Source organism: Methanosarcina sp. DH1 (genome assembly GCF_020804205.1).
Lineage (GTDB): Archaea > Halobacteriota > Methanosarcinia > Methanosarcinales > Methanosarcinaceae > Methanosarcina > Methanosarcina vacuolata.
The window spans coordinates 118,588-143,089 of the sequence record NZ_WJBJ01000011.1; the positions used below are offsets into that span (position 1 = coordinate 118,588).

General features: G+C 40.8%; 17 protein-coding genes and 1 pseudogene. 10 read left to right on the forward strand and 8 right to left on the reverse strand.

Annotated elements, in window-relative coordinates:
• Positions 1-686: 686 nt before the first annotated feature.
• The 7 genes from FXW07_RS06285 to FXW07_RS06315 all read left to right on the forward strand — a co-directional run bounded on the left by FXW07_RS06285 (position 687) and on the right by FXW07_RS06315 (position 10,367).
• Entirely contained in the window at positions 687-1,094 is a 408-nt protein-coding gene (locus FXW07_RS06285) for a DUF1699 family protein (RefSeq protein WP_048121083.1), read from the forward strand.
• A gap of 715 nt (positions 1,095-1,809) precedes the next feature.
• Positions 1,810-2,829: an MBL fold metallo-hydrolase gene (locus tag FXW07_RS06290; protein WP_229394694.1), complete on the forward strand. Its 1,020-nt coding sequence runs from the start codon at positions 1,810-1,812 to the stop codon at positions 2,827-2,829.
• A 394-nt stretch (positions 2,830-3,223) separates the two neighbouring features.
• Positions 3,224-3,637, forward strand: coding sequence for a hypothetical protein (locus FXW07_RS06295; protein WP_229394695.1), 414 nt, complete (start codon positions 3,224-3,226; stop codon positions 3,635-3,637).
• A gap of 441 nt (positions 3,638-4,078) precedes the next feature.
• Complete coding sequence (locus tag FXW07_RS06300; RefSeq protein ID WP_229394696.1) at positions 4,079-5,845, forward strand: ribosome biogenesis/translation initiation ATPase RLI; 1,767 nt, start codon at positions 4,079-4,081, stop codon at positions 5,843-5,845.
• Between the two features lie 218 nt (positions 5,846-6,063).
• Positions 6,064-8,271 carry an ATP-dependent DNA helicase gene (locus FXW07_RS06305; protein WP_229394697.1) on the forward strand — a complete coding sequence of 736 codons (2,208 nt, stop codon included), beginning with the start codon at positions 6,064-6,066 and terminating at the stop codon, positions 8,269-8,271.
• A 285-nt stretch (positions 8,272-8,556) separates the two neighbouring features.
• Positions 8,557-9,858, forward strand: coding sequence for a histidinol dehydrogenase (gene hisD, locus FXW07_RS06310; RefSeq protein ID WP_229394698.1), 1,302 nt, complete (start codon positions 8,557-8,559; stop codon positions 9,856-9,858).
• Between the two features lie 101 nt (positions 9,859-9,959).
• Positions 9,960-10,367, forward strand: coding sequence for a DUF1699 family protein (locus FXW07_RS06315; protein ID WP_048118606.1), 408 nt, complete (start codon positions 9,960-9,962; stop codon positions 10,365-10,367).
• A gap of 446 nt (positions 10,368-10,813) precedes the next feature.
• Here FXW07_RS06315 and FXW07_RS06320 read toward each other — a convergent pair.
• Positions 10,814-11,167: pseudogene (locus FXW07_RS06320) on the reverse strand (IS1 family transposase); the annotation flags it as partial.
• Between the two features lie 151 nt (positions 11,168-11,318).
• On the opposite strand from FXW07_RS06320, the gene FXW07_RS06325 reads away from it, so the two are divergent.
• On the forward strand, positions 11,319-11,735 hold the full coding sequence (locus tag FXW07_RS06325) for a hypothetical protein (protein ID WP_229394699.1): 417 nt from the start codon (positions 11,319-11,321) through the stop codon (positions 11,733-11,735).
• A 270-nt stretch (positions 11,736-12,005) separates the two neighbouring features.
• Here FXW07_RS06325 and FXW07_RS06330 read toward each other — a convergent pair whose 3' ends face one another.
• Complete coding sequence (locus FXW07_RS06330; RefSeq protein ID WP_229394700.1) at positions 12,006-13,196, reverse strand: tetratricopeptide repeat protein; 1,191 nt, start codon at positions 13,194-13,196, stop codon at positions 12,006-12,008.
• A gap of 250 nt (positions 13,197-13,446) precedes the next feature.
• Here FXW07_RS06330 and FXW07_RS06335 point away from each other — a divergent pair, with 250 nt between their 5' ends.
• Positions 13,447-14,175, forward strand: a complete 729-nt coding sequence (locus FXW07_RS06335; RefSeq protein WP_229394701.1) for an HAD family hydrolase — start codon at positions 13,447-13,449, stop codon at positions 14,173-14,175.
• Positions 14,176-14,684: 509 nt separating this feature from the next.
• Here FXW07_RS06335 and FXW07_RS06340 read toward each other — a convergent pair.
• The gene (locus tag FXW07_RS06340) at positions 14,685-15,074 is read right to left on the reverse strand and encodes a hypothetical protein (protein ID WP_229394702.1); all 390 of its coding nucleotides are present in this window, start codon (positions 15,072-15,074) and stop codon (positions 14,685-14,687) included.
• Positions 15,075-15,714: 640 nt separating this feature from the next.
• Between FXW07_RS06340 and FXW07_RS06345 the strand changes: the two genes are divergently transcribed.
• Complete coding sequence (locus FXW07_RS06345) at positions 15,715-18,225, forward strand: PocR ligand-binding domain-containing protein (RefSeq protein WP_229394703.1); 2,511 nt, start codon at positions 15,715-15,717, stop codon at positions 18,223-18,225.
• 68 nt (positions 18,226-18,293) lie between these two features.
• On the opposite strand, the gene FXW07_RS06350 is transcribed toward FXW07_RS06345, so the two are convergent.
• From FXW07_RS06350 to FXW07_RS06370, 5 genes are all read right to left on the reverse strand, one after another.
• On the reverse strand, positions 18,294-18,824 hold the full coding sequence (locus FXW07_RS06350; RefSeq protein ID WP_229394704.1) for a RimK/LysX family protein: 531 nt from the start codon (positions 18,822-18,824) through the stop codon (positions 18,294-18,296).
• 309 nt (positions 18,825-19,133) lie between these two features.
• Positions 19,134-20,429 carry an MFS transporter gene (locus tag FXW07_RS06355; RefSeq protein ID WP_229394705.1) on the reverse strand — a complete coding sequence of 432 codons (1,296 nt, stop codon included), beginning with the start codon at positions 20,427-20,429 and terminating at the stop codon, positions 19,134-19,136.
• A 133-nt stretch (positions 20,430-20,562) separates the two neighbouring features.
• Entirely contained in the window at positions 20,563-21,396 is an 834-nt protein-coding gene (nikC, locus tag FXW07_RS06360; protein ID WP_229394706.1) for a nickel transporter permease, read from the reverse strand.
• Positions 21,380-22,324, reverse strand: a complete 945-nt coding sequence (gene nikB / locus FXW07_RS06365) for a nickel ABC transporter permease (protein WP_229394708.1) — start codon at positions 22,322-22,324, stop codon at positions 21,380-21,382. Before nikB ends, nikC begins: the two co-directional genes overlap by 17 nt.
• Before the next feature lie 334 nt (positions 22,325-22,658).
• Positions 22,659-24,254, reverse strand: coding sequence for an ABC transporter substrate-binding protein (locus FXW07_RS06370; protein ID WP_229394709.1), 1,596 nt, complete (start codon positions 24,252-24,254; stop codon positions 22,659-22,661).
• Positions 24,255-24,502 lie beyond the last annotated feature (248 nt).

The window sequence follows — 24,502 nt, forward strand, 5'->3', positions numbered from 1 at the left end:
TCAAATGAGAAGAGTAAATTTGCTCAAGAAACCACAAAAGTCATATCTGGAATTGTTCAGATTATTTACTCCATTTAAGCTTTAGTAAAAGATATTTTTGAGAGCTGAGTTAAGGATTAAGTAGCGGAGCGTATCGATTTTAGTCAAAAAATTCAGTGAAACAATTAACGGAGTAAAATAATTCTTTGGCATTCCTGCCAAAGAAATCATTTCTCAAGGATTATTACAGTTTATTTGAGCAGTTAGCAGAGAAAAGTGAAGTTTTAAGGACGGAAAAAATGAGAAATCACTAAATTATGAAACTGAGTCTCATTTTTTGGTTTTTAAATTAAAACCATGTATCTGTTCTTAACTTTTTCATATAATCCCCGCAGGTTTATATTAAATCAAAAAACAATAGCAGGGAAACTATGCATGTACAGAATTTTGCTGCGGGAAGTGAGTCCCTGAGATTTTTGTTTGAAAAATTATGAAATTCTGTAAATATCATAATAATTTAATAAGTTAATATAAAATAATTATATGAGTAAACTAGAGTATTTTGATTAAAGAAATGTTTCTTGAATCAAAAATCTCTAATACTATCTAAATAATGTTAGTTCAATGGGATAAATATTTATAGTCAGTATATCTTAATTATATCAATGTAAAAACGTAAAAAAATTTAAAGTGAGATGAGAAAAAACATGAAGATCCGAGTGGTTAGTTCCAGAGAAGAAATCTTTACATTGAATCCTAATGAGCGCGTTGTTCACCTGGCCTTCAGGCCATCGAACAAGGACGTTTTGGGCCTGGTTGAGACCTGCCCAAAAATTGAGGTAATTCAGTTGCCGAAATCCTATATGGCTACAGTTTCAAAATCCATAGAAATGTTCCTTGAGATGCAGAGAATCCAACTCATTGAAGGCGACGTCTGGGGCCACAGGAAAGATATAAACGAGTATTACACGATTCCGTCCTCAGTGACTGAAAAAATAAAGGAAATGAGATCTGAAGGTATATCCACTGAGGATATCGAAGCAAAGATTTCAAGGGAAAATATGCTTAACCCTGAAATGGTTGCTTATATCATAACCAAGGAATCCCCTGCCTGAATTTGAACTGGATAAAATACGCTACAAGGCGTTTCACTGGAGATTAAACCGCAAAGGCGTTGAATCTTTCGCGTTCTCGCGATCTGATTTCCGGCTTAAATCTTCTACTGGAGAAGGCTTATGCCTGGAGAAAGTAGGAAACCCTGAAAACATAATTGAGATCCGCTTTTTAAGAGGATTTCTTATTTATTAACTTTTTTTGTTACTTTTTTAAGAGATTTATAATCTGTGGAGTAATTGGGACTCCCAGAGTTGCTGTGGAAGTTGCTGTCAATACTAACTGGAAAACAAGTTTCACGATTTCTTCAGCGGCGTAACCCACGAGAATTTCGTTTGTGACATTTTTTCCGAGTGATCTCTGAGGTATTTAAGTTTAATGGAAAAATGAAGAAACAAAGCCAAAGGAGGCCCTTAAACCTTTCATGACCTCTACTATCAATAGCCAGTGATTAACTGTTAAACATCGTATATTTTAATAAAACTTAATACTTAACACAGTATCTATTAGTTTTATAAGATTCCTGAGCAAGGTTTACTAATTAAAAAATTTCAGCCGAAAACTCCCGCTTTACCTAATTCTCCGGCGCTTTAAGGCAAAATACAAAAAAGACTTAAATTCCGACGTATTCTCAAATTTTTATAAACCAGTACATTACCAATCTATGTGATTTCCCTAACCTTAAATACCTTAAGTATTATTTCCTCAAGGATTTGCGTGATTTCTAAAAAACTGATTGATCTTGGTGTGCTGGCGCTCAGACAGCGTAATTCTCGCGGGACTTTTAAACCGCATATCTCTCTTCGGTTCAGGGACAAAGCCGGAGACTTGCGCACCTTTTCTATTGATACTACAAGGACGGTTGGAAAGCATCCTCAGCCCGATGCCTATCTGATCACCCATGCCCATTCCGACCACAACGGAAAATCGGCTATGCTCTCCCCCAATGCCGTGTGTACGGAAAAAACTGCTGTGGCGCTTGAAATCAGGCACGACAGAAAATATGCGGGCAGCATGTGCAGGCTTGGGGATGAAATAGACATTGAAGGAACAAAGGTAAAGACTTATCCTACGGAACATACCGCAGGCGCGAGTGCCTTTTACTGGGAAAACGATGTAGGGACCAGGATTCTGGTTACAGGCGACGTCAAAGATGCAAGCAGCCTTCCTTCCTGTGATGTCCTTATCACTGAAGCTAACTATGGCGACCCTGCTGATCCTTCCTGCCATTTTGCAGATGACCTTGAAGGCATGAAATCTGCACTTTTTGAAAACGGGCCTGTAGCCTTTGGAGCGTATGAATTCGGAAAGGCCCAGCGTGCAGTTGAACTCATAAGAAGATTCGGATATGACGGCGCCATCTGTATGGAGGCCAGGACAAGGGCTCTTACCCGCAGCATGCTTGAGGATGCCGGGGAACTGGTAGGGCTTGACTCCGGAGAAGATGACGGGGTTTTTATAGTTGCTCCCTGGGACCTTGACAAGTTGCCCTGGAACATGAAAAAATACGTCTTAAGTTGCCGCATGGATTATCCTTACCCAACAATCAGGATAAGCGACCATCTTGATGCTTGCGGGCTTGAAGATATGGTCCGGAAACTTTCTCCTGAAGTCACTCTTGTCTATCACCCAGGAGGGAATAGACCTTCAAAATTTTCAAAACATTTAAATTCGATAGGAATTGATTCGATATCTATAGATCAGATCGGTAATGTTTTAAGTAATGAATTTATTTAAAGCTGTGAAATCCAGTCTTAATAGTAACTTCAACAATTCAATTTCGAGAATCTTGTATCAAAAACTAAACTCCAAGGATTTAATTCCGTATTGTAATTCAAGAATCTTATTTCAGCAAAAAATTATAATTACCTGATATATAATTTGATTCTAATAATTTTAAATACAATGATTTTAATCTGAGATCTCAAATATGCAAATCAATATCTTATGTACAAATCAATATCTTATGTACAAATCAATATCTTATCCGCAAATTAAAATCTTATGTACAAATCAATATCTTATCGCAAATTAAAATCTTACAATTCAGGTCTAATTTTTTAACCGAGATTAGGTTCTGACTACGATTACATCCAGGGAATGTTAATTGCCGTTCAGGAGAGTATACAGGTTGAGTAAGCAAAATCCGAAGTCAAAGTCCAGAAAGGAACCTGCAAAAATAGCAGAGGCTACTTCAGCAGTTCCTGCAGCAAAGATTGAGACTCCAGAGAAGAAGACTTTTATCAAGGAAAGGACGCCTGAGGAAAAGCAAAAGGAGCATAGGGACGGAATTGTAAAGACAGTAGTAGCCGCATTACTCGGCACAATCGCAGGAGTTTTATGTTTCCACGTGTACGGGACCGGAGAAGACAGGATCTGGTATGCTGTACTTACAATCGTCATTGGAATTACGTATTTCATACAGAAGTTTCTTTATCCCCAACTTCAGATCAGTGCAAAGGAGTTCAAATTCAAGGACTGGTTCTACGTAGAGTTTATAGTCATTGATTTTTTCCTTATAGTCTGGACTCTCCTCCTGAATTAAGATTTAATTTCCTGAATTGCAAAAAGGCTCTCTAAATTTAAGGGCCTTTTATACAGCTTTTTATCACAGGTTTTTACCTTTTTGATTTACTCAGCTTCTGTATTACCTGGCCGTTTATTTCATTAAACTCCTGTATGACTGGTATTTTATGTATGCAGTTAGTCCAACGGTTCATATACCAGAGCAGGCATTTCATAACCGATAACTACTGTATACAACAACTGTATACCGAAATACCTCTCAGATAACTGCTGTATACATGCAATATCCTCTTAACATTAATACTGGACATTACATTATCAACTGCCTTGCCGTGATAACTGTTCTCTGCTACAGCAGGAACTTATATTACTACGCTCCAGTTACGCTTGAAATCACAGCAGGTGCTTTATCTAACACTACTTAACAAATTAACGAAAAACGTAATTTTCGGGGACTATCATGAGAATAGCTATACTTAATAAAGATAGGTGTCAGCCCAGACGGTGCAGTAAGGAGTGCGAGAAATATTGCCCGAGGGTCCGGACAGGGGATGAAACTATTGTTTTTGAGGAGGACGGAAAACCCGTCATTTCCGAGGAACTCTGTGTAGGCTGTGGAATTTGCGTTAATAAATGCCCTTTTAAAGCCATTATGATCATAGGGCTTCCTGAAGCTCTGAAGGAACCCACTCACAGGTATGGAGTAAATGGTTTTGCCCTCTTCGGGCTGCCTGTACCCAGGGTAGGAAAAGTAACAGGGATTCTCGGCCCTAACGGGATCGGAAAAAGTACGTCCGTCCAGATTCTTTCAGGAACTTTGATCCCTAACTTCGGACAGAAAACAGGTGATTGGGATACTGTGCTTGAACACTATGCCGGAACTGCACTTTATGATTACTTTAAAGATGTCGTGGACGGAAAAGTTAGGGTTTCCCAGAAACCGCAGTATGTAGACCTCATCCCTAAAGCTTTCAAAGGAAAAACCTCCGAACTGCTCGAAAAAACCGATGAACGAGGAGTCCTTGATGAGCTTATCGATTATCTCGATTTAAAAAGCATAGTTGACAGGAAAATCTCGGAATTGAGCGGTGGAGAACTCCAGCGTGTGGCAATAGCAGCATGTGCGGCAAAGGACGCTCAGTTCTACTTCTTTGACGAAATTAGCCCCTATCTTGACATTTACCAGAGGATTAACGTCGCCCGCCTGATCCAGGAGATTTCAAAGGACAGGGCTGTACTTGTAGTAGAGCATGACCTTGCAATCCTGGACATGCTCACAGATGTCATTCACATTGCCTACGGAGAGCCTGCAGGTTTTGGTGTGGTTACTCTTCCAAAGAGTGTACGTGTGGGGATCAACCAGTATCTCAAAGGCTATCTCCATGAAGAAAATATAAGGATCCGACCTGAGGCCATTAAGTTTGAAGTCCATCCTCCAAGAGAAGACCACCAGTTAAGGTCTATGGTTACCTTTAATGGTTTTTCAAAGAAATTCGGAGATGGGTTCTCCCTGAAAGCCACAGGTGGCAGCCTTCGTGAGGGAGAGGTGCTCGGAGTAGTGGGCCCCAATGGGATAGGAAAGTCGACTTTCGTAAAAGTGCTCGCAGGGGAAATCAAACCTGATGAGGGCGATCCAGGCATAGACGTCAAAATCTCTTACAAGCCTCAGTATATTAAAGCCGACATCCCTGTGCGCGTACAGGACTTCCTGCGCGGGATCTCAAAGCATTTTGGGACCAGCTATTATGAGGTAGAGATTGCAAATCCGCTACAGCTTGATAAGATCTATGACAACATGCTTACAGAACTTAGCGGCGGAGAACTGCAAAGAGTTGCGATTGCAGCCTGCCTTACTCAGGAAGCCGACCTCTATATCCTTGACGAACCCAGTGCCCACCTGGATGTGGAACAGCGTTCCATGGTCACAAAAGTCATCAACCGCTTTGCCGAAAACAACAACAAGACAGCCCTTGTCGTAGACCACGATATCTACATGATAGATATGCTGAGTCAGAGACTCGTGGTTTTTGAAGGCAAGCCTTCGGTATACGGTGAAGCGCATGGTCCGTTCAGCATGGAAGATGGTATGAACAGATTCTTGAAAAACCTGGGCATAACCTTCCGCAGGGATGAGGAAACAAGGCGCCCGCGTGTGAATAACATGGGTTCAAGGCTTGACCGGGAGCAAAAAGAGAGTGGAAATTACTATTACTCAGCAGGTGATTGAATTCGGAATCGGTTACCGATATTTGATAATTGGTGCTGAGTAAGCTATGTTCAAAAAATCGTAAAAATTGGAATAATATAAAAAGTTGAGTTTCTCTGAATAGAGAATAAGGTTTTTGCAGAGATTTTTGAAGGAGTTTCTGCAGATACTAACTTTTTCGATACTAGCGTGCAATTCCAAAATAGTTTTTTATCTAATGTGTGAGTTTCTGATTTTCAATGAAGATAGAAAGTCTCGATCTGCCCGACGAAGTAAAGCGGTTTTATCTCGATTCCGGGATTCTGGAACTTTATCCCCCTCAGGCTGAAGCTGTGGAAAAAGGGCTGCTTGAAGGAAGAAATCTGCTTGCTGCAATCCCTACAGCTTCAGGAAAGACTCTCCTTGCCGAGCTTGCAATGTTGAAGTCCATCCTGGCAGGAGGAAAGGCACTCTATATTGTGCCTCTCAGAGCTCTCGCTTCCGAGAAATTCAGGCGATTCAGGGAATTTTCGGAACTTGGAATTAGGGTCGGGATCTCTACAGGGGACTATGACATGCGGGACGAGGGACTCGGAGTGAACGACATTATTGTTGCAACCTCCGAGAAAACCGATTCCCTGCTCAGAAACGAGACTGCCTGGATGCAGGAAATTTCGGTTGTTGTGGCAGACGAGGTGCATCTTATAGACTCGCCGGATAGGGGCCCAACGCTTGAGGTTACCCTCGCAAAGCTTCGGAAAATGAACTCTTCCTGCCAGATCCTTGCACTGTCTGCAACCGTCGGGAATGCCGACGAACTCGCAACATGGCTGGAAGCCGAGCTTGTAGTAAGTGAATGGAGACCTACCGAGCTTCTTGAGGGAGTATTCTTTAATGGGACTTTCTATTGCAAAGATAGGGAAAAAACTGTTGAGCAGTCCACAAAAGACGAAGCTGTGAACCTTGCACTGGATACCCTCAAAAAAGATGGGCAGTGCCTGGTTTTCGAAAGCAGCAGAAAAAACTGCATGGCCTTTGCAAAAAAGGCGGCTTCAACTGTTAATAAGACCCTTTCCGCAGAAGACAGGAAAGTCCTTGCAGGAATTGCAGACGAGATCCTTGAAAACAGTGAAACCGATACTTCAACGAACCTTGCAGCCTGTATTCGTTCAGGCACGGCTTTTCACCACGCAGGCCTTACGACGCCTTTAAGAGAACTTGTGGAGGACGGTTTCAGGGCTGGAAAGATAAAGTTGATTTCGAGCACGCCTACCCTTGCAGCCGGGCTCAACCTGCCTGCTCGACGCGTAATTATCCGAAATTATCGGCGCTATTCCTCTGAAGATGGAATGCAGCCTATTCCTGTGCTTGAGTACAAACAGATGGCAGGCAGGGCAGGCAGGCCAAGGCTTGACCCTTATGGAGAAGCCGTGCTTGTTGCAAAATCATATAAGGAGTTTGTTTTCCTTTTTGAAAATTATATAGAAGCCAATGCCGAAGATATCTGGTCTAAACTCGGAACCGAAAATGCTCTCAGGACCCATGTGCTCTCTACGGTTTCTAACGGTTTTGCGCGTACATATGATGAACTCATGGATTTTCTTGAGGCAACATTTTTCGCTTTCCAGTACTCGAACTTCGGGCTTTCTACGGTTGTTAACGAATGCCTTACCTTTTTGCGTCAGGAAGGGATGATTGAGAAAACCGATGCACTTATTCCTACAAGCTTCGGAAAGCTTGTCTCAAGGCTTTATATCGACCCCCTGTCAGCCGCCCGGATTGCAAAGGGCCTGAAAGAGGCAAAGAGTCTGAGCGAGCTTACTCTGCTTCATCTGGTGTGCAGCACACCTGACATGCGCCTGCTTTACATGCGGAGCCACGATTATCAGGATATCAACGATTATGTAATGGCTCATGCGAGTGAATTTGTAAAGATGCCCAGTCCCTTTGATACTACGGAATATGAATGGTTCCTTGGGGAAGTCAAGACTTCCCTCCTTCTGCTTGACTGGGTCCATGAAAAATCTGAAAACGAGATTTGCTTAAAGTTCGGCACCGGGGAAGGTGACATTCATTCAATTGCGGATATTGCGGAATGGATAATGCACGTCACCGCTCAACTTGCCGGGCTCCTTGACCTCAAAGGTGCAAAAGAAGCCGCAGAACTTGAAAAGCGGATTCATTACGGAGCAGCCCCTGAACTTATGGATCTGCTCGATATCAGAGGTATAGGGCGCGTGAGGGCAAGGAAGCTCTATGAAGCAGGCTTCAAATCCTCAGCAGAGCTTGCAGGAGTTGATCCTGAGAAAGTGGCTGCTCTTCTTGGGCCGAAAATTGCAGACCGGATTTTCAAGCAGATCAGGAACAGAGGGACATTTTCTGGAATTATTGAGTCTGAGCCTCCCACTGAGCCTGAATCTTCTGAGAAAAGTTCGTATTCAGGGCAAAAAACAATTAATGATTATTGATTATACCTGCCTGATTTTCTTTTATTTTTATAAATTGGGAATTCTTACGCGGTTTTATCTCTGTTAATGGGATGATCAGTAAGGGATAAAATATTAAATGAGAGCAGGGATTTAATTGAATCGGATTATCGAGTTAACCAATTATCCTCTTATTCAATTCTCAGATTGCCGATAACTAATTTGTAGTAGAGTTATTTTATATCAGATTTGAGTAGTCAGTTTATATCAAATTTCGAGATCAAATTTCGGATTTCAACCTGTAGGTTATGTCAGGTTCTTTTAGAGATGGTCATGATGTTATTCAAAAAGTTGTCTGATGTTTCGGAAGCTGAAATGCAAAAATTAATCTCCCGGGGTTCCGGGCTTGAGGACGTAGCGAATACCGTTTCAGCTGTGCTTTCCGATGTGCGTACCAGAGGAGATTCCGCGCTCAGGGAATATACGGTTAAATTCGATAAAGTCGAACTTGCAAACTTTGAGGTAAGTGAGGAGGAATTTCAACAGGCTCTTTCTGGCATAAGTCCCGAACTTCTGGATCACCTTAAGTCTGCAGCTGCAAACATACGGGCTTTTCATGAAGCTCAGCTTCCGAAAGCTACCTGGTTTATGGAATTAAAGCCAGGAATTGTGCTGGGTCAAAAGGCAACGCCTCTGGAAAGTGTGGGTGCTTATGCTCCTGGGGGGCGGGCTTCCTATCCTTCAACCGTGCTTATGACTGTAATCCCTGCCAGGGTTGCAGGCGTGGAGCAGGTCATTGTTTGTACCCCTCCGAGGCCGGACGGTTCCGTACACCCGCTTACGCTTGCCGCTGCAAAGGTTGCAGGAGCGGACAAGGTGTTCAAGCTCGGAGGCGTGCAGGCTATAGGAGCAATGGCTTACGGAACTGAAACCGTTCCTAAGGTGGATAAAATCGTAGGACCTGGAAATATTTTTGTCACATCTGCCAAAATGCAGATCAGGGATGTTGCAGAAATTGATTTTCCGGCCGGCCCAAGCGAGGTGCTCATTATTGCAGATGAGTCGGCAGATGCCGTTATGGTCGCCTCGGATATTCTTGCACAGTCCGAACACGATCCAAATTCAGTTTCAATACTCGTCACAGGTTCGGATACGCTGGCAGAAGCTGTAAAAAGAGAGGTTCTGGTTCAGGCGGAACAGGCTGCAAGAAGCTGTATTATAAAGGCTTCTCTTAAAAATGCCGCAATTCTTATTGCAGATTCCCTGGAACAATGTATTGGCTTTAGCAATAAGTTTGCTCCCGAACACCTTGAGATTATGGTATCGGACCCGGATTTCGTACTTGAGAAGATTAAAAACGCAGGATCGATTTTTATAGGAAACTATTCTCCGGTTCCTGTTGGGGATTATGCCTCAGGGACAAATCACGTGCTTCCCACATCCGGATATGCCAGAGTTTATTCTGGTCTGAATATAAACCATTTTATTAAATACTCAAGTATTCAGAGAATCAGCAAGAGTGGGCTTGAAAGTCTGAAAGAAACTGTAATCGCATTAGCCGAGGAAGAGGGTCTACAGGCACATGCTGATTCTATTAGAACTCGTTTTGGGTATAAACCCTCTAAATAATATATCGGCTAATCGATATGTATTTAAAATGTAAATGCGTAAACAAAATTTGATTTTTAAATAAATGAAAATCTAATTATTAAATAAGGAGTGGGGATAGTATGAAAATAAGAGTAGTTAGTTCACGGGAGGAAATTCCTACCCTGAACCCGAACGAAAAGGTTATCCATCTTGCTTTCAGGCCATCTAACAAGGATGTATTCATGCTTGCAGAAACATGTCCGAAAATTGAAGCTATACAGCTTCCTAAATCTTACAGAAGGACGGTTTCCAAGTCAATTGAAATGTTCCTGGAGATGCAGAAGATAAATCTTCTGGAAGGCGATGTATGGGGACACAGAAAAGACATAAACGAATATTATAATGTCTCTCAGAATGTTCTGGAGAAAATTCAGGAATTAAAAGCCGACCGCTTTACCAATGAGGTTATTGCTGAAAAGCTTTCCAGGGAAAGTAAATTGAATTCGGATATGATCCTGTACATCCTGAGCAAAAAAATTGTGGATTAATCTGTTAATTCTTTCGCCATCTTCTAGGTGTATTTCAGGATATGACTTTTTTAAATCTTATCCTGTGAAGGGCGGTGGATAGGAACAAATCCTGACGTTTACAGTTAAATAAAAACATACATGATATTCTTCGAATAACATGTCCAAAAAATGAAAGTGTTTGAGAGCACTTTCATGCCAAACATACATGATATTCTTTGAATAACATGTCCAAAAAATGAAAGTGTTTGAGAGCACTTTCATGTCAAATAAGTGCTCTTTGTTTTGTGCTATTCGATATAATGGACATCACAAAACAGAGAGCTTTCCCTACAATTTCTAATAAGAATATATGTGTTCTTATCGGACTTTTTTGCTTTTAATGCCTTTTCGTTAATTTTGGCAAACCCTCAATTATTACCCATAGTTCGTCCATTTCTATCTGGGTACATCCCGGTCTTTCATCATACTTCATTTACTTTATCACATTGTTCATCTGTACGAGCTAACCATCGCTTTACACTGGCAGGTTGTATCTCTAAAACATCGGCAATACCTTCAATGCTCATTCCTTTCATAGACATTTTTATAGCTAGATCAATAGTTTGCTCATCTTTGCGAAGATCATGATAAAAAGTGCCTGTGTTATCATTGAATACTTTGCCGCAATTGTGGCAAACATATCTTCTTGTTTTCTTTCCACGACTTATGTAAGTTCCATTCCCAGTAATATTTCCCTGGTTAATCAGACCATAGAGTTTGCAGTTTTTGTTTGGACAGGCAACGTCAAAGAATTGTGGTTTTGGACCTCTTTTTCCCATAATTAAACATACGTTATTCAAATATTAATACCAATCAGATACAAATTGACCATCGAGAATTATGTTCAGAATTTAGCAGTAATTATTATAAAACCTCAATATCAATTATAAACCATTTATTATAAAACACATGATTTGAGTGGGGGAAAACATGAGAAAAGCGCTTGTTATGTTGATAGTATTGTTCGGTCTATTCCTGGCCATCGGGTGCGCTGGTCAGCAAGCTCCAAATGAAACGGGAACTCCAGTCCAGGCTGTAACTGAGGCTGAAGCAGTAACCGGAGCTGAAGCTGTGACACCGATCCAGGAAGCAGTAACCGTAACTGAGGCTGGAGAAGAAACTCCTGTTATAGAAGTAACTCCGGCTGAAGCAGTTACTGAAGTAGAAAATGTAACTGGAGTAGAAAATGTAACCGAACCGACAAACATAACCATAACAAAGAAACATGAACAGGAGACTCCAATTGAATTGGAAACTCCAACCAAAGTACAAACTCCAGCTAAAAATGTTACAGGTACTACCGGGGGCACAGGAGTAATCCACGTAACACCTAGCAAGGGCAAATAATGGCTCAGGCCTGAAAAACTTATAAAAAATGAAATATGGGCAGAGTAGTTGGTAATTCTGAGCAAATGCCTGGTAATTCTGAACAAAGCCCGATTATCGAGTAACAATTAGTACAATTAGTAATAATCCGAATTCTGCCCATAACATAAAACAGTAAGGCGCTATAGTACGTATGACCTAAAAAATAAAAATTTAAAAATTTTGAAAAAAGTAAACGTTGAATGATAATAGGCTATCGAATAGAAATAGGCTGGTATGTAAAAAATTCGATTACTGGGTATTTCCCCCTACTTCGGCATATCTGGGATCAATTTCTACAGCTTTCCTGTATGCTTCTTCTGCTTCTTCTTCCTGCCCGAGGAAACTCAGACAAACAGCTTTCCCGAACCATGAGTCTGCAGCCTCAGGATCAAGCTTGAGTGCCTGCTCATAAGTCTCCAGAGCTTCTTCAAAGTGTCTGAGTTGAGCAAGCACAAAACCCAGACTTGAATAAGCTTCTAAATACTCAGGGTCAAGCTGTGTAGCTTTCCTGTACGCCTCTGCGGCTTCCTCGAATCTCTGCATCTGGCTGAGGGTAAAGCCTTTATTATACCAGACATCGGCATTTTCGGCGTTGATTTCGATTGCTTTGTCAAAGGCTTTAATTGCCTCGTCATAGTTTTCAAGGTTTTCGAGGTCTATCCCCATATTATTCCAGGCATCATCGTTCTCAGGATCAAGCTCCACAGCTTTTTGATATGCTTTTAAGGCCTGCCTGTAACTTCCAAGGCTGTCCAGGTCCACGCCTTTATAATGCCAGGCTTCGGTAAAGTTAGGATCAAGTTCAATTGCCTTGTCGTATGCGATAATTGCTTCGTCATACTTGCCCATTTGACCCAGAGCTATGCCTTTTCCTACCCAGGCTTCTTTATAATCGGAATTTTCCTCAAGGACTTTTTCATAGGCTTCGATAGCTGCTTTATAGTCTCCTGCCTGACTCAGGTTCAGGGCCTTTCCGTACCATGCATTGGGATAGTCCGGTCTGAGCTCAAGGGCTTTTTTATAGGCTTTAACAGCTTCGTCATACTTACCAACCTGGGACAAGGAGAAAGCCATATTATTCCAGAGATCTGGGTCCTCGGAATTGATTTTGATAGCTTTTTCGTAAAACTCAAGAGCCTCGCCGTATTTTCCAATGGTTTCAAGAGCTTGAGCCTTATTGTTTAATAGGTCTATATTATCTGGATCAAGCTCGATTGCTTTATCAAAAGCCTCCATTGCCTCATTAAAGTTGCCACAGCTGAGAAAATCAAGTCCGTATTCATTAAGCTTGGCCGCAATGACTTTATCGCTGATTTCCTGCTTACATGTATCCCCCGAATCGCTTAGAACAAACATTTCTTCGGAAACCGTCTCTTCTTCAGTTTTTTCTTCACTGCCTTCTTTCCTGAAGGTTTCATCTTTTGGTTCGTCGGAGCTCATATCAAAATTTCCTGCTCTGCCTTTTATAGTAGACCCTGCGGATTCTAAAATGTCCGCGTTCGGTATTTACTTAAATTCGTTGTTCGTTTATGATTTATACATCTGTCCTTTATGGCTTTTATAGCCTCTCCCCGAAAAGCTCTGAAAATAGTTCCGGAAAGAAGAGCAGAGATGAAGAGCAAAGAAAGAAAAAGCAGAGAAAGAAAAATCAAATTTGCATGGTTTAGAAAAAGCAGAAGGCACGAAGAAAATGGAAGAGTTTGATAAGAACATGAACATAATTCAGAAAGATCTGGAGCGAGTTTATCCCGGAGTTCTGAAAGCCGTGCTTTTTGATATGGATAACACTCTTTTTGATTTCGTAGCTGCAAAACTGGAAGCTTGCAGGGAGATTCTCTCTTTTATCTGGAAGGGAGATGTTACGGAAGAACCTTCTGTACTTTTCAGATACTTTCTGAGAGGAGTTTACGGTTTTGAAGATTACGAAAATATTCGGGACTACATGCAGGAGAAAAATGTTTTTACAGCTCAGGGCTACAGGAAGTGCTGTGAGATCTATGAACGGGGAAAACTGCAAAATCTCGAACTCTATCCAGCTGTAACGGATACCCTTGATAAGCTTAAAAAGCTGGGCTTAAAGCTCGTGATTATAACGGATGCCGATAGTTATCATGCTCTGGCAAGGCTCACAAGGGTCGGGCTTCTTAATTACTTCGATCTTATCGTGGCTGCGGACACGACAGGCACAAAAAAACCAGATCCGGCACATTTTCTTTTCGCGCTTAAGGAGCTCGGGATAAAACCCGGAGAAACTCTGGTAGTGGGAGACAACATCAAAAGGGATATGGTTCCTGCTCGCAAACTTGGATTGAGAACCGCTTACGCTTCTTATGGAGACTGGAGACCCGGAGAAGAAAAGGATCAGTGCTTCGACTTCAGACTCAATACGTTTTCGGATATGCTTGACTTATTTCACTAAACGAAAATGATATTCTTCGAATAACATGCGCAATCAATGAAAATGCTTGCAGATGGCAGTATTTTCATGCTAAATAATATGACTCTGCTCCAAAATCTAGCGATTTTTGCATTTCTTGATTGAAAATCTGAATTCATGCGTCTTCGGTTAAGTAAGAGAGTGTGACAAACTGCGTCCATTTCCACAACATTTATTAAATATTCTAATGAGTTATAACGTGGAACAGGTTATCGATTTTATTTAAAGAGGCGAAAATTCAAGGCCGGTTTCTAATGCAAAATTGATAGCTTTTTGGCAAGAAAATTCCTTAACCGATCCCCAATGGAAAGTCTAGAGTTCAGATTTATCATTATAGGACTTACGCACTTGAGGTACAAAATCAAGCACTTTCGACATTGTGACTTGTTTAGTGTTTTAGACAATTGAAGGTTTAATGCTATCGATTTTTCAGTCCAACAGCGTAAGTCCTACATTAAAAATTCAGTACCTGGTAGACACTAAATAACTTATTAATCGTTTCCAGGAGTTTCTTTGACTATAGTGGTACTGGTTATAGTAGTATTATTGCCTTTTATGGTGGTCCTAGCTGCAGTAGTGTTGTTACCATGTATAACGGTCCTGTTTGCAGTAGTATTGTTGCTTTTTATGGTGGTTCTAGCTGCAGTAGTGTTGTTACCATATATAACGGTCCGGTTTGCAGTAGTATTATTGTCCTGTAAGGTAGTCTTGTTCATTCCTGTGGCTGGAGTTACTTCTGTAACAGGAGTCTCTTTTACAACTTCAGTCACAGCCTGGACCGGAGTTCCCGTTTCATTTGGAGCTCCATCTTGCTGACCAGCACATCCTATGGCCAGGAATACACCGAATAACACTATCAATATGATAAGTGCTTTTTTCATATTTTCCCTCCACTTAATTAATGCATTTTATATTAAGTGCGTTATAATTAACATTGAGATTTTATAATAATTACTGCTAAATTCTGAACATAATTCTTCTTACGATCTGGCGCACAGTATATTGATTAGCATGAAAGTACGGAACAAAAATGGCTCACAATGCTCTTTTTAATTTTCTGCACCCTATCAAATTTAAGCCTTTTATGACAATTCACTGATTAGTTTAGCGATGGTTTGAAAAAACATCGTTAGGACAACCTTCCTACCTGAGGTCATAACAAGATCAATAGTCAAAAAAGGGCGAGGTAAACGTCAAAAAGGGTGAGGTGAAAATCAAAAAGTGCGAGGTGAACGTCAAAAGGGTGAGGTAAACATCAAAAAGGGTGAGGTAAACGTCAAAAAGGGTGTTATCAAAGCCAGATTCCTTGAGTTCTTGATATTGTCATGTGAGCTTCACACACAAAATAAATATCTTTATCTACTATTTTTTTAAATTTAGTAATATTATACCTGAGGAATCAGTTTAATTTTATACATTAAATATTTTTTTAAATTAAAGATGTACTCTCGCTTGTGAGTGGTCACAGTAGTATACTAAAGTTAAGTATGTCGACGTCAAAGAGAGGAGTCTGAAGGAATTATGAAAATAGACCTGGAGCAATTAAAGACAACAAACTCGAATCCTGCGCTCAGTGCTGCGAGCCTTGAATTAGTTGATATTCTTGATGTTCCAGCGCTCAAGTCTCTTATGAATGACTTATCTCAACTTACTTACATCACCATATCTATTATTGATCTCAAAGGCAATGTCCTTATGAGCATTGGATGGCCGGATATATGTACAAGATTCCACAGAGTCCATCCAGAGACTTGCAGGCACTGCATAGAAAGCGATACACAGCTATCAATGGGCGTTGCTCCTGGAGAATTTAAGCTTTATAAGTGTAAGAATAATATGTGGAATTTTGTGACGGGCCTGATCGTGGAAGGACAACACATCGCCAATATCTTCTCAGGACATTTCTTTTTTGAAGATGAGACTTTGGACTACGAACTTTTTCGATCCCAGGCTAGAAAATATGGCTTCAATGAAGAGGAATATATAAAGGCGCTCGAAAAAGTTCCGCGGTTAAGCAGAGAAACTGTGAACAAAAATATGTCCTTCCTTATGAAACTTGCCAACATGATCTCACAACTAAGTCACAGCAACTTCAAGCTTTCTCAAGCATTGAAGGAATGCGATATCCTTGTGGATGAGCTAAAGAAAAACAAGGAAGATCTCGATCGCGCTCAGGAGGTTGGCAATTTAGGAAGCTGGCGTATGGACGCGCGTAAAAAAGAATTAACGTGGTCTGATGAAAATTATCGTATCTTTTGTATCCCAAAAGGCACTCATTTGACCTATGAGACCTTCCTTTCTAAAGTCCATCCGGATGACAGAAAATATGTCCAGAAAGAATGGATAGCAAAGTTAAAGGGTGAACCATATAGTATAGAACACCGGATTATCGTAGATGGAAAGGTCAAATGGGTTCGTAAGAAGGCATATTTTGAATTTGACATAAATGGAGAGATTGTTGGCGGCTTCGGCATAACGCAGGATATAACGGAGCGCAAAAAAGCAGAAGAAGCGCTTAAAAGAGCACACAATGGTTTAGAAGCAAAAGTTAAAGAACGTACAGATGAGCTTGAAAAGGCTTATGAATCATTGATGGAAGAAAAGAGAAGACTTTCTGAAGCCCAAAAAATAGCTCATATTGGAAATTGGGACTGGAATCTTGCAACTAATGAAATGTACTGGTCTGATGAGATGTGTCGTATTTTTGGGTGTGTTCCCCAAAAAGTGTTTCATAAGTACAGTGAACTTTTTAACTTTATACATCCCGAAGATCGAAGTTACGTACATAACACTGTTAATAGCGCTTTACATGGGAAGTTCTTTAGCATTGATCACAGGATAATCTCGCTTGATGAGTCAGATCGCGTAGTCCACTCACATGGTGAAGTTGTTTTTGATGAGAAAAAACACCCAATTCTCCTGAGAGGAACAATTCAGGATATTACAGATATCAAGAAAACAGAAGAGAAGATCAGGACATTAGCCGATGTTGTGGAATCATCAAATGATGCTATTATAACTGAGACTCTAGATGGTATTATTGCAAGCTGGAATAAAGCCGCAGAGCAGATTTATGGTTATTCGGCTGAAGAGATTCTGGGTAAAAATGTCTCAATCCTTGAACCAGATAATCTTAAAGGTGAAATAAGAAAGTTTGTTGAAATGGTTAAACGGGGAGAAAAAATCCAGCGTCACAAAACTTTACGGCTAAAAAAAGGTGGTAGACTAATAAATGTGTCAATAACTTATTCTCCAGTCTTTGACGCTTCTGGAAAGCTGAAGGCTGTCTCAGCTATTAGCAGAGACATTACTGAGCAAGTCAATGCGGAAAGACTTCTGGCAAAAGCCGAAGATGCCCGAAAAAAAGAAATCCATCATAGAATTAAAAATAATCTGCAAGTGATCTCTTCCCTTCTTGACTTACAGGCTGAAAAGTTCAGAAACAGAAAACATACTAAGAATGAAGAAGTTCTTAACGCTTTCATAGAAAGCCAGGACAGAGTAATGTCAATTGCTCTTATCCACGAAGAACTGCATGAAGGCAGAGGAAACGATACAATAAACTTCTCTTCGTATCTTAAAAGGCTTGTTGAAAATCTTTTCCAGACCTATAAACTTGGAAATGTCAACACGATCCTGAACATCGAACTGGAAGAAAACATTTTCTTTGATATGGATATAGCCGTCCCGCTGGGAATAATCATTAACGAACTTGTTTCAAATTCCCTTAAGTACGCATTTTTAGGCAGAGATAACGGGAAAATTCAAATCAAACTATACAAAGAAAACTCTGCAGAATACGCAAACAAAGAGCAGGAAAACACAAAAGAAAGTTGTAATGTCACTGATTTTGTTTTAATAGTCTCGGATAATGGGATTGGTATTCCTAATGAATTTTATTTAGAAGATTCCAATTCTCTTGGCTTACAGTTAGTGGAAACCCTGGTAGACCAGTTAGGGGGCAAAATTGAGTTAAAAAGAGCTTTCGGGACTGAATTCAGTATCAGATTTACAGTACCAGTACAAAATTGAAAAATAGTAAAATCAAATTCTCATACAATGTTCAGTTGTTTAACATATTTTTATTTTTCTAAACATTTTTACTGACCTTTAATGTACTCAAAAGTCCAGAGCGGAATTCCTCCTATTTCTCCCTTTTCAAGATGTTCCATCTCATGAGCTGCGCTATATGCCGGCGTACCTTTCAGTTTTATGTGTTTTTTCTTTAACTCCCTGACTGTTATTTTCCTGAGATCAGGGTTTACCTCTGCAAATATGATTTTTTTTGCATGCAGGGTTATTATATAGGGCCTTTCAACCAGTTCTCTTTCTTCTTTTGTTCCGCATTTTTCCAGCCTCTGGATGACCCCTTCTTCAGCTATGACTTCGGGTTCGATAAAGAAGTATATCTTTTCCAGAGTATAACCGGTCTTGCTTTCCTCACTATAGTAAGTTATCACGTCTTTTACTGCCATGCTTTTTGTTTCTTCGGAGGCATAACTCCAGGAGCCTCCTGATTTTAATGAAAGCAGAAAAGGAAGAAACAGATCTTCTTGAATTCCAAAACTGGAAATCATATGCTTTTCAAGGGCTGAAAATTTGAAGATTGCTTGAATTTCTTCAATATCCATATTCACTTCCCCTTTTTAAGAATTTGAATCTTTAAGTCTATTTAATTTTTCTTTATTAAATTCCTTAGAGGCTGTCTTAAAATTAAATAATGCTATTGCATCGGTTCTCAAATTTATAGACATAATAAAACTAATTGCAACATAATAATGAGCTGCTCCCAAAACTCAAAATTACTTTTCTTGATCTCGAATTTGCGATTATTATTTGATCTTCGGATAATGAAAACAATTCTGAAAATTTTATGGTTTTGAGAATAAAGTTGGTTTTGGGATGGCCTCAATAATTATAAAATATAAGAAATATAATATTCAGACAGCCTCTAAGTTTTTTTGCTCTTTTTCCATCTTCTCAAAGAACAAATAATACAGTACAGTAGCAACTACGTATAATACGCAGGTCAGAAGGAAAGGAAGGCTATAGTAATTGTGAGCCATCATCAAACCACCTGCATAGGTGCTTAGTCCAACACAGGTATAGCAGCTCATCCATATCAGGCTGTTAACAGTTGCCCTCTGGTCTTCGCTGACCACCTCCATATTGAAACTGCTCAATATAGGGTTTGACATATTCATTATAGCTGACCTCATGATGTATCCGAAGGCAGCTATTGTAAGTAGGGACGTAGATGTAAAAAGCAGAAGAAATGGGATTGAGGAGAGCTGGACCAGGGCTACGACCTTCACTTTCCCTAACCATTCGGTAAGTATAGGGACAAATAATAAGGTGAACATCATGACCACCTGGGAAAGGGAAAAGATGAAACCTATCTGCCTGGAACTTGCTCCAAGGACAATGTCAAAATAAACATTAAAATAGGGAAGAGCAAGCCCCCATCCCATACCTATAAGCCCGTTTACCAGAACTAATTTTTGGATCGTTTTTGACCTTAAAGTCGAAGAAAGGGTAGAAAACAGAGCTGGCTTTCCTGGCAGAGCGGGTTTTTTGTTTTTTATGAATATAAGAGGTAGCAGGGAAATTAACACAGCAGTTAAAGATGCATATAATGAGAGCTGGTAACCCGTTGGGTCTGCTGGGTCAATCTTGAGTGAGCTGGTAAAGGTCTGTGGTAGAATGCCGCCCGCAAAGTTTCCTATCATGACACCTATGGTGTATAACAGGTAGTACATCGAAAACAGATGCATCCTTTCATGACTCGTGGAGTTTTCAACCATGAACGTGGATGCTGTAACTATTTTAAGTGATGAGGATACCCCATAGAGAATGCTGAATAAAACCAGCAGTAATGTCGAGGTAGTGGTGTACAGGACTGCAAAGGAAAACAGGAGAAGAAGGCAGGACAATAACAATGTGTTCCTTCTGCCTGCCCTGTCGCAGAACATGGCCGCAGGGATTGCAAACAGGCCGGTGGATATGGAAACCAGTGAGAGCATGAGTCCCAGGAAGTCCTCCCTGAACCCGAGCCTTAAGATGTACAGATTGAAGAGTACCTCGTAGATTCCCAGGCTCAAAGAGATGAGGAAAATATATCCTAAGAACAGGCACGCATTTCGACTGAAACAATTTAATTTTTCCCTGTATCCGGCAACAACACTGATGGTTGCGTTTAAAATAAACTTGCTGTTAAATGATGAGTATTTTTTCATGGTAGTTGCTCTGAAGAAATATCGAATATACAGTTTCAGTCGATGCCCTTCTTTTTTCAAAGGTTAAGCTCAGTCGATACCCTTCTTTTTTCAAAGGTTAAGCTCAGTCGATGCCCTTCTTTGATGGTTAATTTCAGTCGATGTCCTTCGTTTCTCTCGGGTCAAGCAGGTCCCTTAACTCGTCCCCAAGATAGTTGAACGCCAGGACCGTAATCATGATAGCAATTCCGGGAAAGATCATGATGTAGGGAGCAGATCGGATGTATATTTTTCCTTCATTCAACATGGATCCCCATTCCGGAGTAGGCGGCTGCACTCCAAAACCCAGAAAACTGAGTCCTGCTGCAGACAGTATGACATATCCCATTCCTATGGTTGCCATTACTATGAGTGGAGACATCACGTTTGGGATTACGTGGTGTAAAATAACATGTAAATCCCCTGTTCCAAGCCCTTTCGCAGCCTTGATATAGTCCTGTTCTTTTACAGCTATGACAGAGCTTCTGGCCAGGCGGGCATAACCAGCCCAGTCCACTATTATCAGGGCCATGACCAGATTCATGAATCCTGCACCGAAAAGCCCGGCTATTCCGAGGGCCAGCAGCAGGCTGGGAAAGGCCAGAAAAGCGTCAACTACCCGCATAACTATCTCATCCAGCCATCCTCCATAATATCCGGATAGAGTGCCAATGGTAAGACCTAAAATCAGGGAGGAGCTTACTACCAGGAGTCCAACTGATAAAGATACTCTTGCGCCAAAAATTATCCGGCTTAATATGCAGCGGCCTAAATGGTCGGTTCCGAACGGATACTCATGGCAAGGCTCTTTAAGTCGAAGTTCAAGATTCGCTTTCTCGGGATTGTGAGGCGCTATATACCCTGCGAAAATCGCTGAAAGCATGAAAAAAATAAGAACTCCTGCACTAAGGAACAATCCCGGATTTTTGTTTTTAATTCTTAGTTTCATATCTAATCTTTGGGTTAAGGTAAGAGTATGATATATCCACTGCAAAATTGATCAGTACAAATATCACAGCAATGAACAGCACACAGCCCTGTATCATGGGGTAATCCTTGCTGAGTATGGATGAAACAATCAGGTTTCCTATGCCCGGCCACGAGAAGATCGTCTCAACTATAACAGAACCATTCAAGAGATATCCGAAATTCAGCCCTGCAACTGTTACAACGGGTATGAGGGAGTTCTTCAAAGCATGCTTGAGAATAATCATGTATTCAGGAACTCCTTTGGCTCTGGCTGCCCGGATATAATCCTGCTGCATCACGTCCAACATGCTTGCTCTCATCAATCTCATAGTTACAGCTGCATAGCCCGTTCCAAGGGTGATTGCAGGCAGTAGGATATCGGCAAGACCTCCATCTCCATATCCTGAAGAAGGCAAGACCTTCAATGTAAGCGCGAAGACTATGATCAGGAGATATGCCTGCCAGAAATTGGGCATTGAGACTCCTGCAAGGGCAAAGAATCTGCAGACATCGTCTATAGCTGTTCCTCTTTTCAGAGCTGAAAGGATACCAAGTGGGATCGCAATAATTAGAGACACCAGCATACTGATTACGGCAAGCTTCAGGGTGACTTTGAAGCATCTGAATATTGCCTTCGAGACATCTTCACCTGTCATGTATGATTTTCCAAGGTCTCCGTGGATGATTCTGTCCATCCAGTGGATGTACTGGATATGTACAGGGTCATCAAGCCCCGTTTTAACCCTGAACTCTTCGACGGCTCTCTGGTCTACTCCTCCTCCGGGATTCATCAGAGCATTTTCTGCCGTATCCCCTGGAGATATATAGATTATAGAAAAACTGATCACAGATACCAGTAAAAGGACAGGGAGAAGGAGCAAAAGCCTTCGAGTTATAAACTCTATCACTTATCAGTCCTCTCTATTATGTTGCAAACTTTGCTTTATTTTTAATTTTTTTCTCTTCTATCGCTGATGAAAGCATAAACTTCCATATTCTTTTTCTGAGCGTTCAATAGTTCCAATAATCTAACTACTGTCTACGCAATTTAGTTATGGATCATTATAATTAAGAACGGGACTACAGATGAAGTATTGTCTATGTATTGAAGTATCATAACTAAGTTGCCATGACACTACTGCTTTTTTGTAAGGCCCCGGAAAAAACTCCGGAACCTTATCGAGTTCACTGGACTTTATCGAGTTCACTGGACTTTATCGAGTTCACTGGACTTTATCGAGTTCACTGTTTGATGTAGATGTCTTTGGTCAGGAAAGAGATCTCATTCGGGAACTGTTTAATCCCTCCTACTTTCTTGTTTGCTCCAACTATGGAGTTCTGATAGAATACGGATATCTCTGGGCAGTCTTCCAGTACCTGTTCCTGAACTTTGTCATAATATTCCTTTCTCTGAGTCTGGTTCATGGTCTGTTCACCTGCCTTTATCCATTCATCTACCTGGGGGTTTGAGTAACCTGTCTTCTGTGCTTCAGCTCCTGTAGACTCAAAATGCTTTGAAATAAAGTAGTCAGGGTCCCCGGTAGTAGCTACTGTCCAGGCATAGAGAGCAAGATCGTAGTCTCCTTTGTTCATATCATCCGTTAATGCACCACTTTCCAGGACAGTGACACTTGTCTTTATCCCGATGGACTCAAACTGGGTTGCAATTACCTCGGCAGCGGGTTTAAGCTGAGGGCGGCCAGTATAGGTCTTTATGTTCAATTCGAAAGGTTTACCATTGTATTCCAGCCAGCCGTCCCCGTTAGTGTCGTTTAAGCCAGCTTCGGTCAGAAGACTCCTGGCTTTTTGTTCGTCCTGAGAAACCATATCGATTTTATTGTTTATTGACCAGTTCATAACAGACGGGAAAAAGCTCTTTGCAGGAGTTCCTCCAACACCCTCAAGAGCCGTATCCACAATCTGCTGGCGATCAAGAGCACAGTTCAGGGCCTGCCTTACTTTTACATTATTCAGAGGCTCTTTATTCATATTTACATACAGGAAATATGTTCTCAAAGTCGCATTACTGTATAAGGTGTAGTCAGAATTGTTTTTCAGTTCTGCCACTTCTGATTGAGGAATTCCGTCAGCAATGTCCACTTCATCGCTTTCCAGCTTGAAGAGCCTGGTCATGTCGTCTTTGACAAAATAGATAGTGACATTGTCCAGTTTAGGTGTACCGTTCCAGTAGTTTTCATTCTTCTCCAGAACGAGATTTACATCCTTGGTGTAACTTTTAACTTTAAATGGACCTGTTCCTATTGCTGTGGTATTAAGGTCTTTTGAACTGGGGCTGACTATGGAAGTTATAGGGTCTGTAAGGCTTGCTATAGTAGGAGCGTATGTAGAATTTGTTTTTATTGTAATTGCATCGTCAGAGTATTTGCTTATGGATTGGATGAAATTGTATTCTACTTTTCTTGAATTATTATCATCCAGCACCCTGTTGAGTGAATTCACCACAGCGTCTGCATTCATGGAAGTGCCATCATGAAACTTTACTCCGTCTCTAAGGTAGATCCTCCATTCAGTATCTGATATTTTCTCATATTTGCTAGCAAGTTCAGGCCGTAAGTTCATATTCTCGTCATAACTGAAAAGCGTCTCATAGACTCCGGCTTCTCGCATGTACCAGCCAGTCCATTTTACTGCCGGGTCAAGAGTGTCTTCGGGATAAAAAGCAGTTGCATATCTTAGTGCGCCTCCCTGGCTTTGTACGCCTGACTGGTTGGCAGTAGCAGTTTTTTCATCACTTTTCTGGTCGATACATAGCGACCCAAGGACTGTTGCCATGACTAACAGCATGACAAGAACTGTAATTCTATATTTTTTACTCAAGTTTATAAACTCCTGATCTACACTTTCCCAATTCCTAAATTTTCACATTCCTTTCTCAATTTTCTAAATTTTCACTTTCCTTTCCCAATTTTCTAAATTTTCACTTTCCTTTCCCAATTTTCTAAATTTTCACTTTCCTTTCTCAATTTTCTAAATTTTCACTTTCCTTTCTCAATTTTCTAAATTTTCACTTTCCTTTCTCAATTTTCTAAATTTTCACTTTCCTTTCTCAATTATCTAAATTTTCA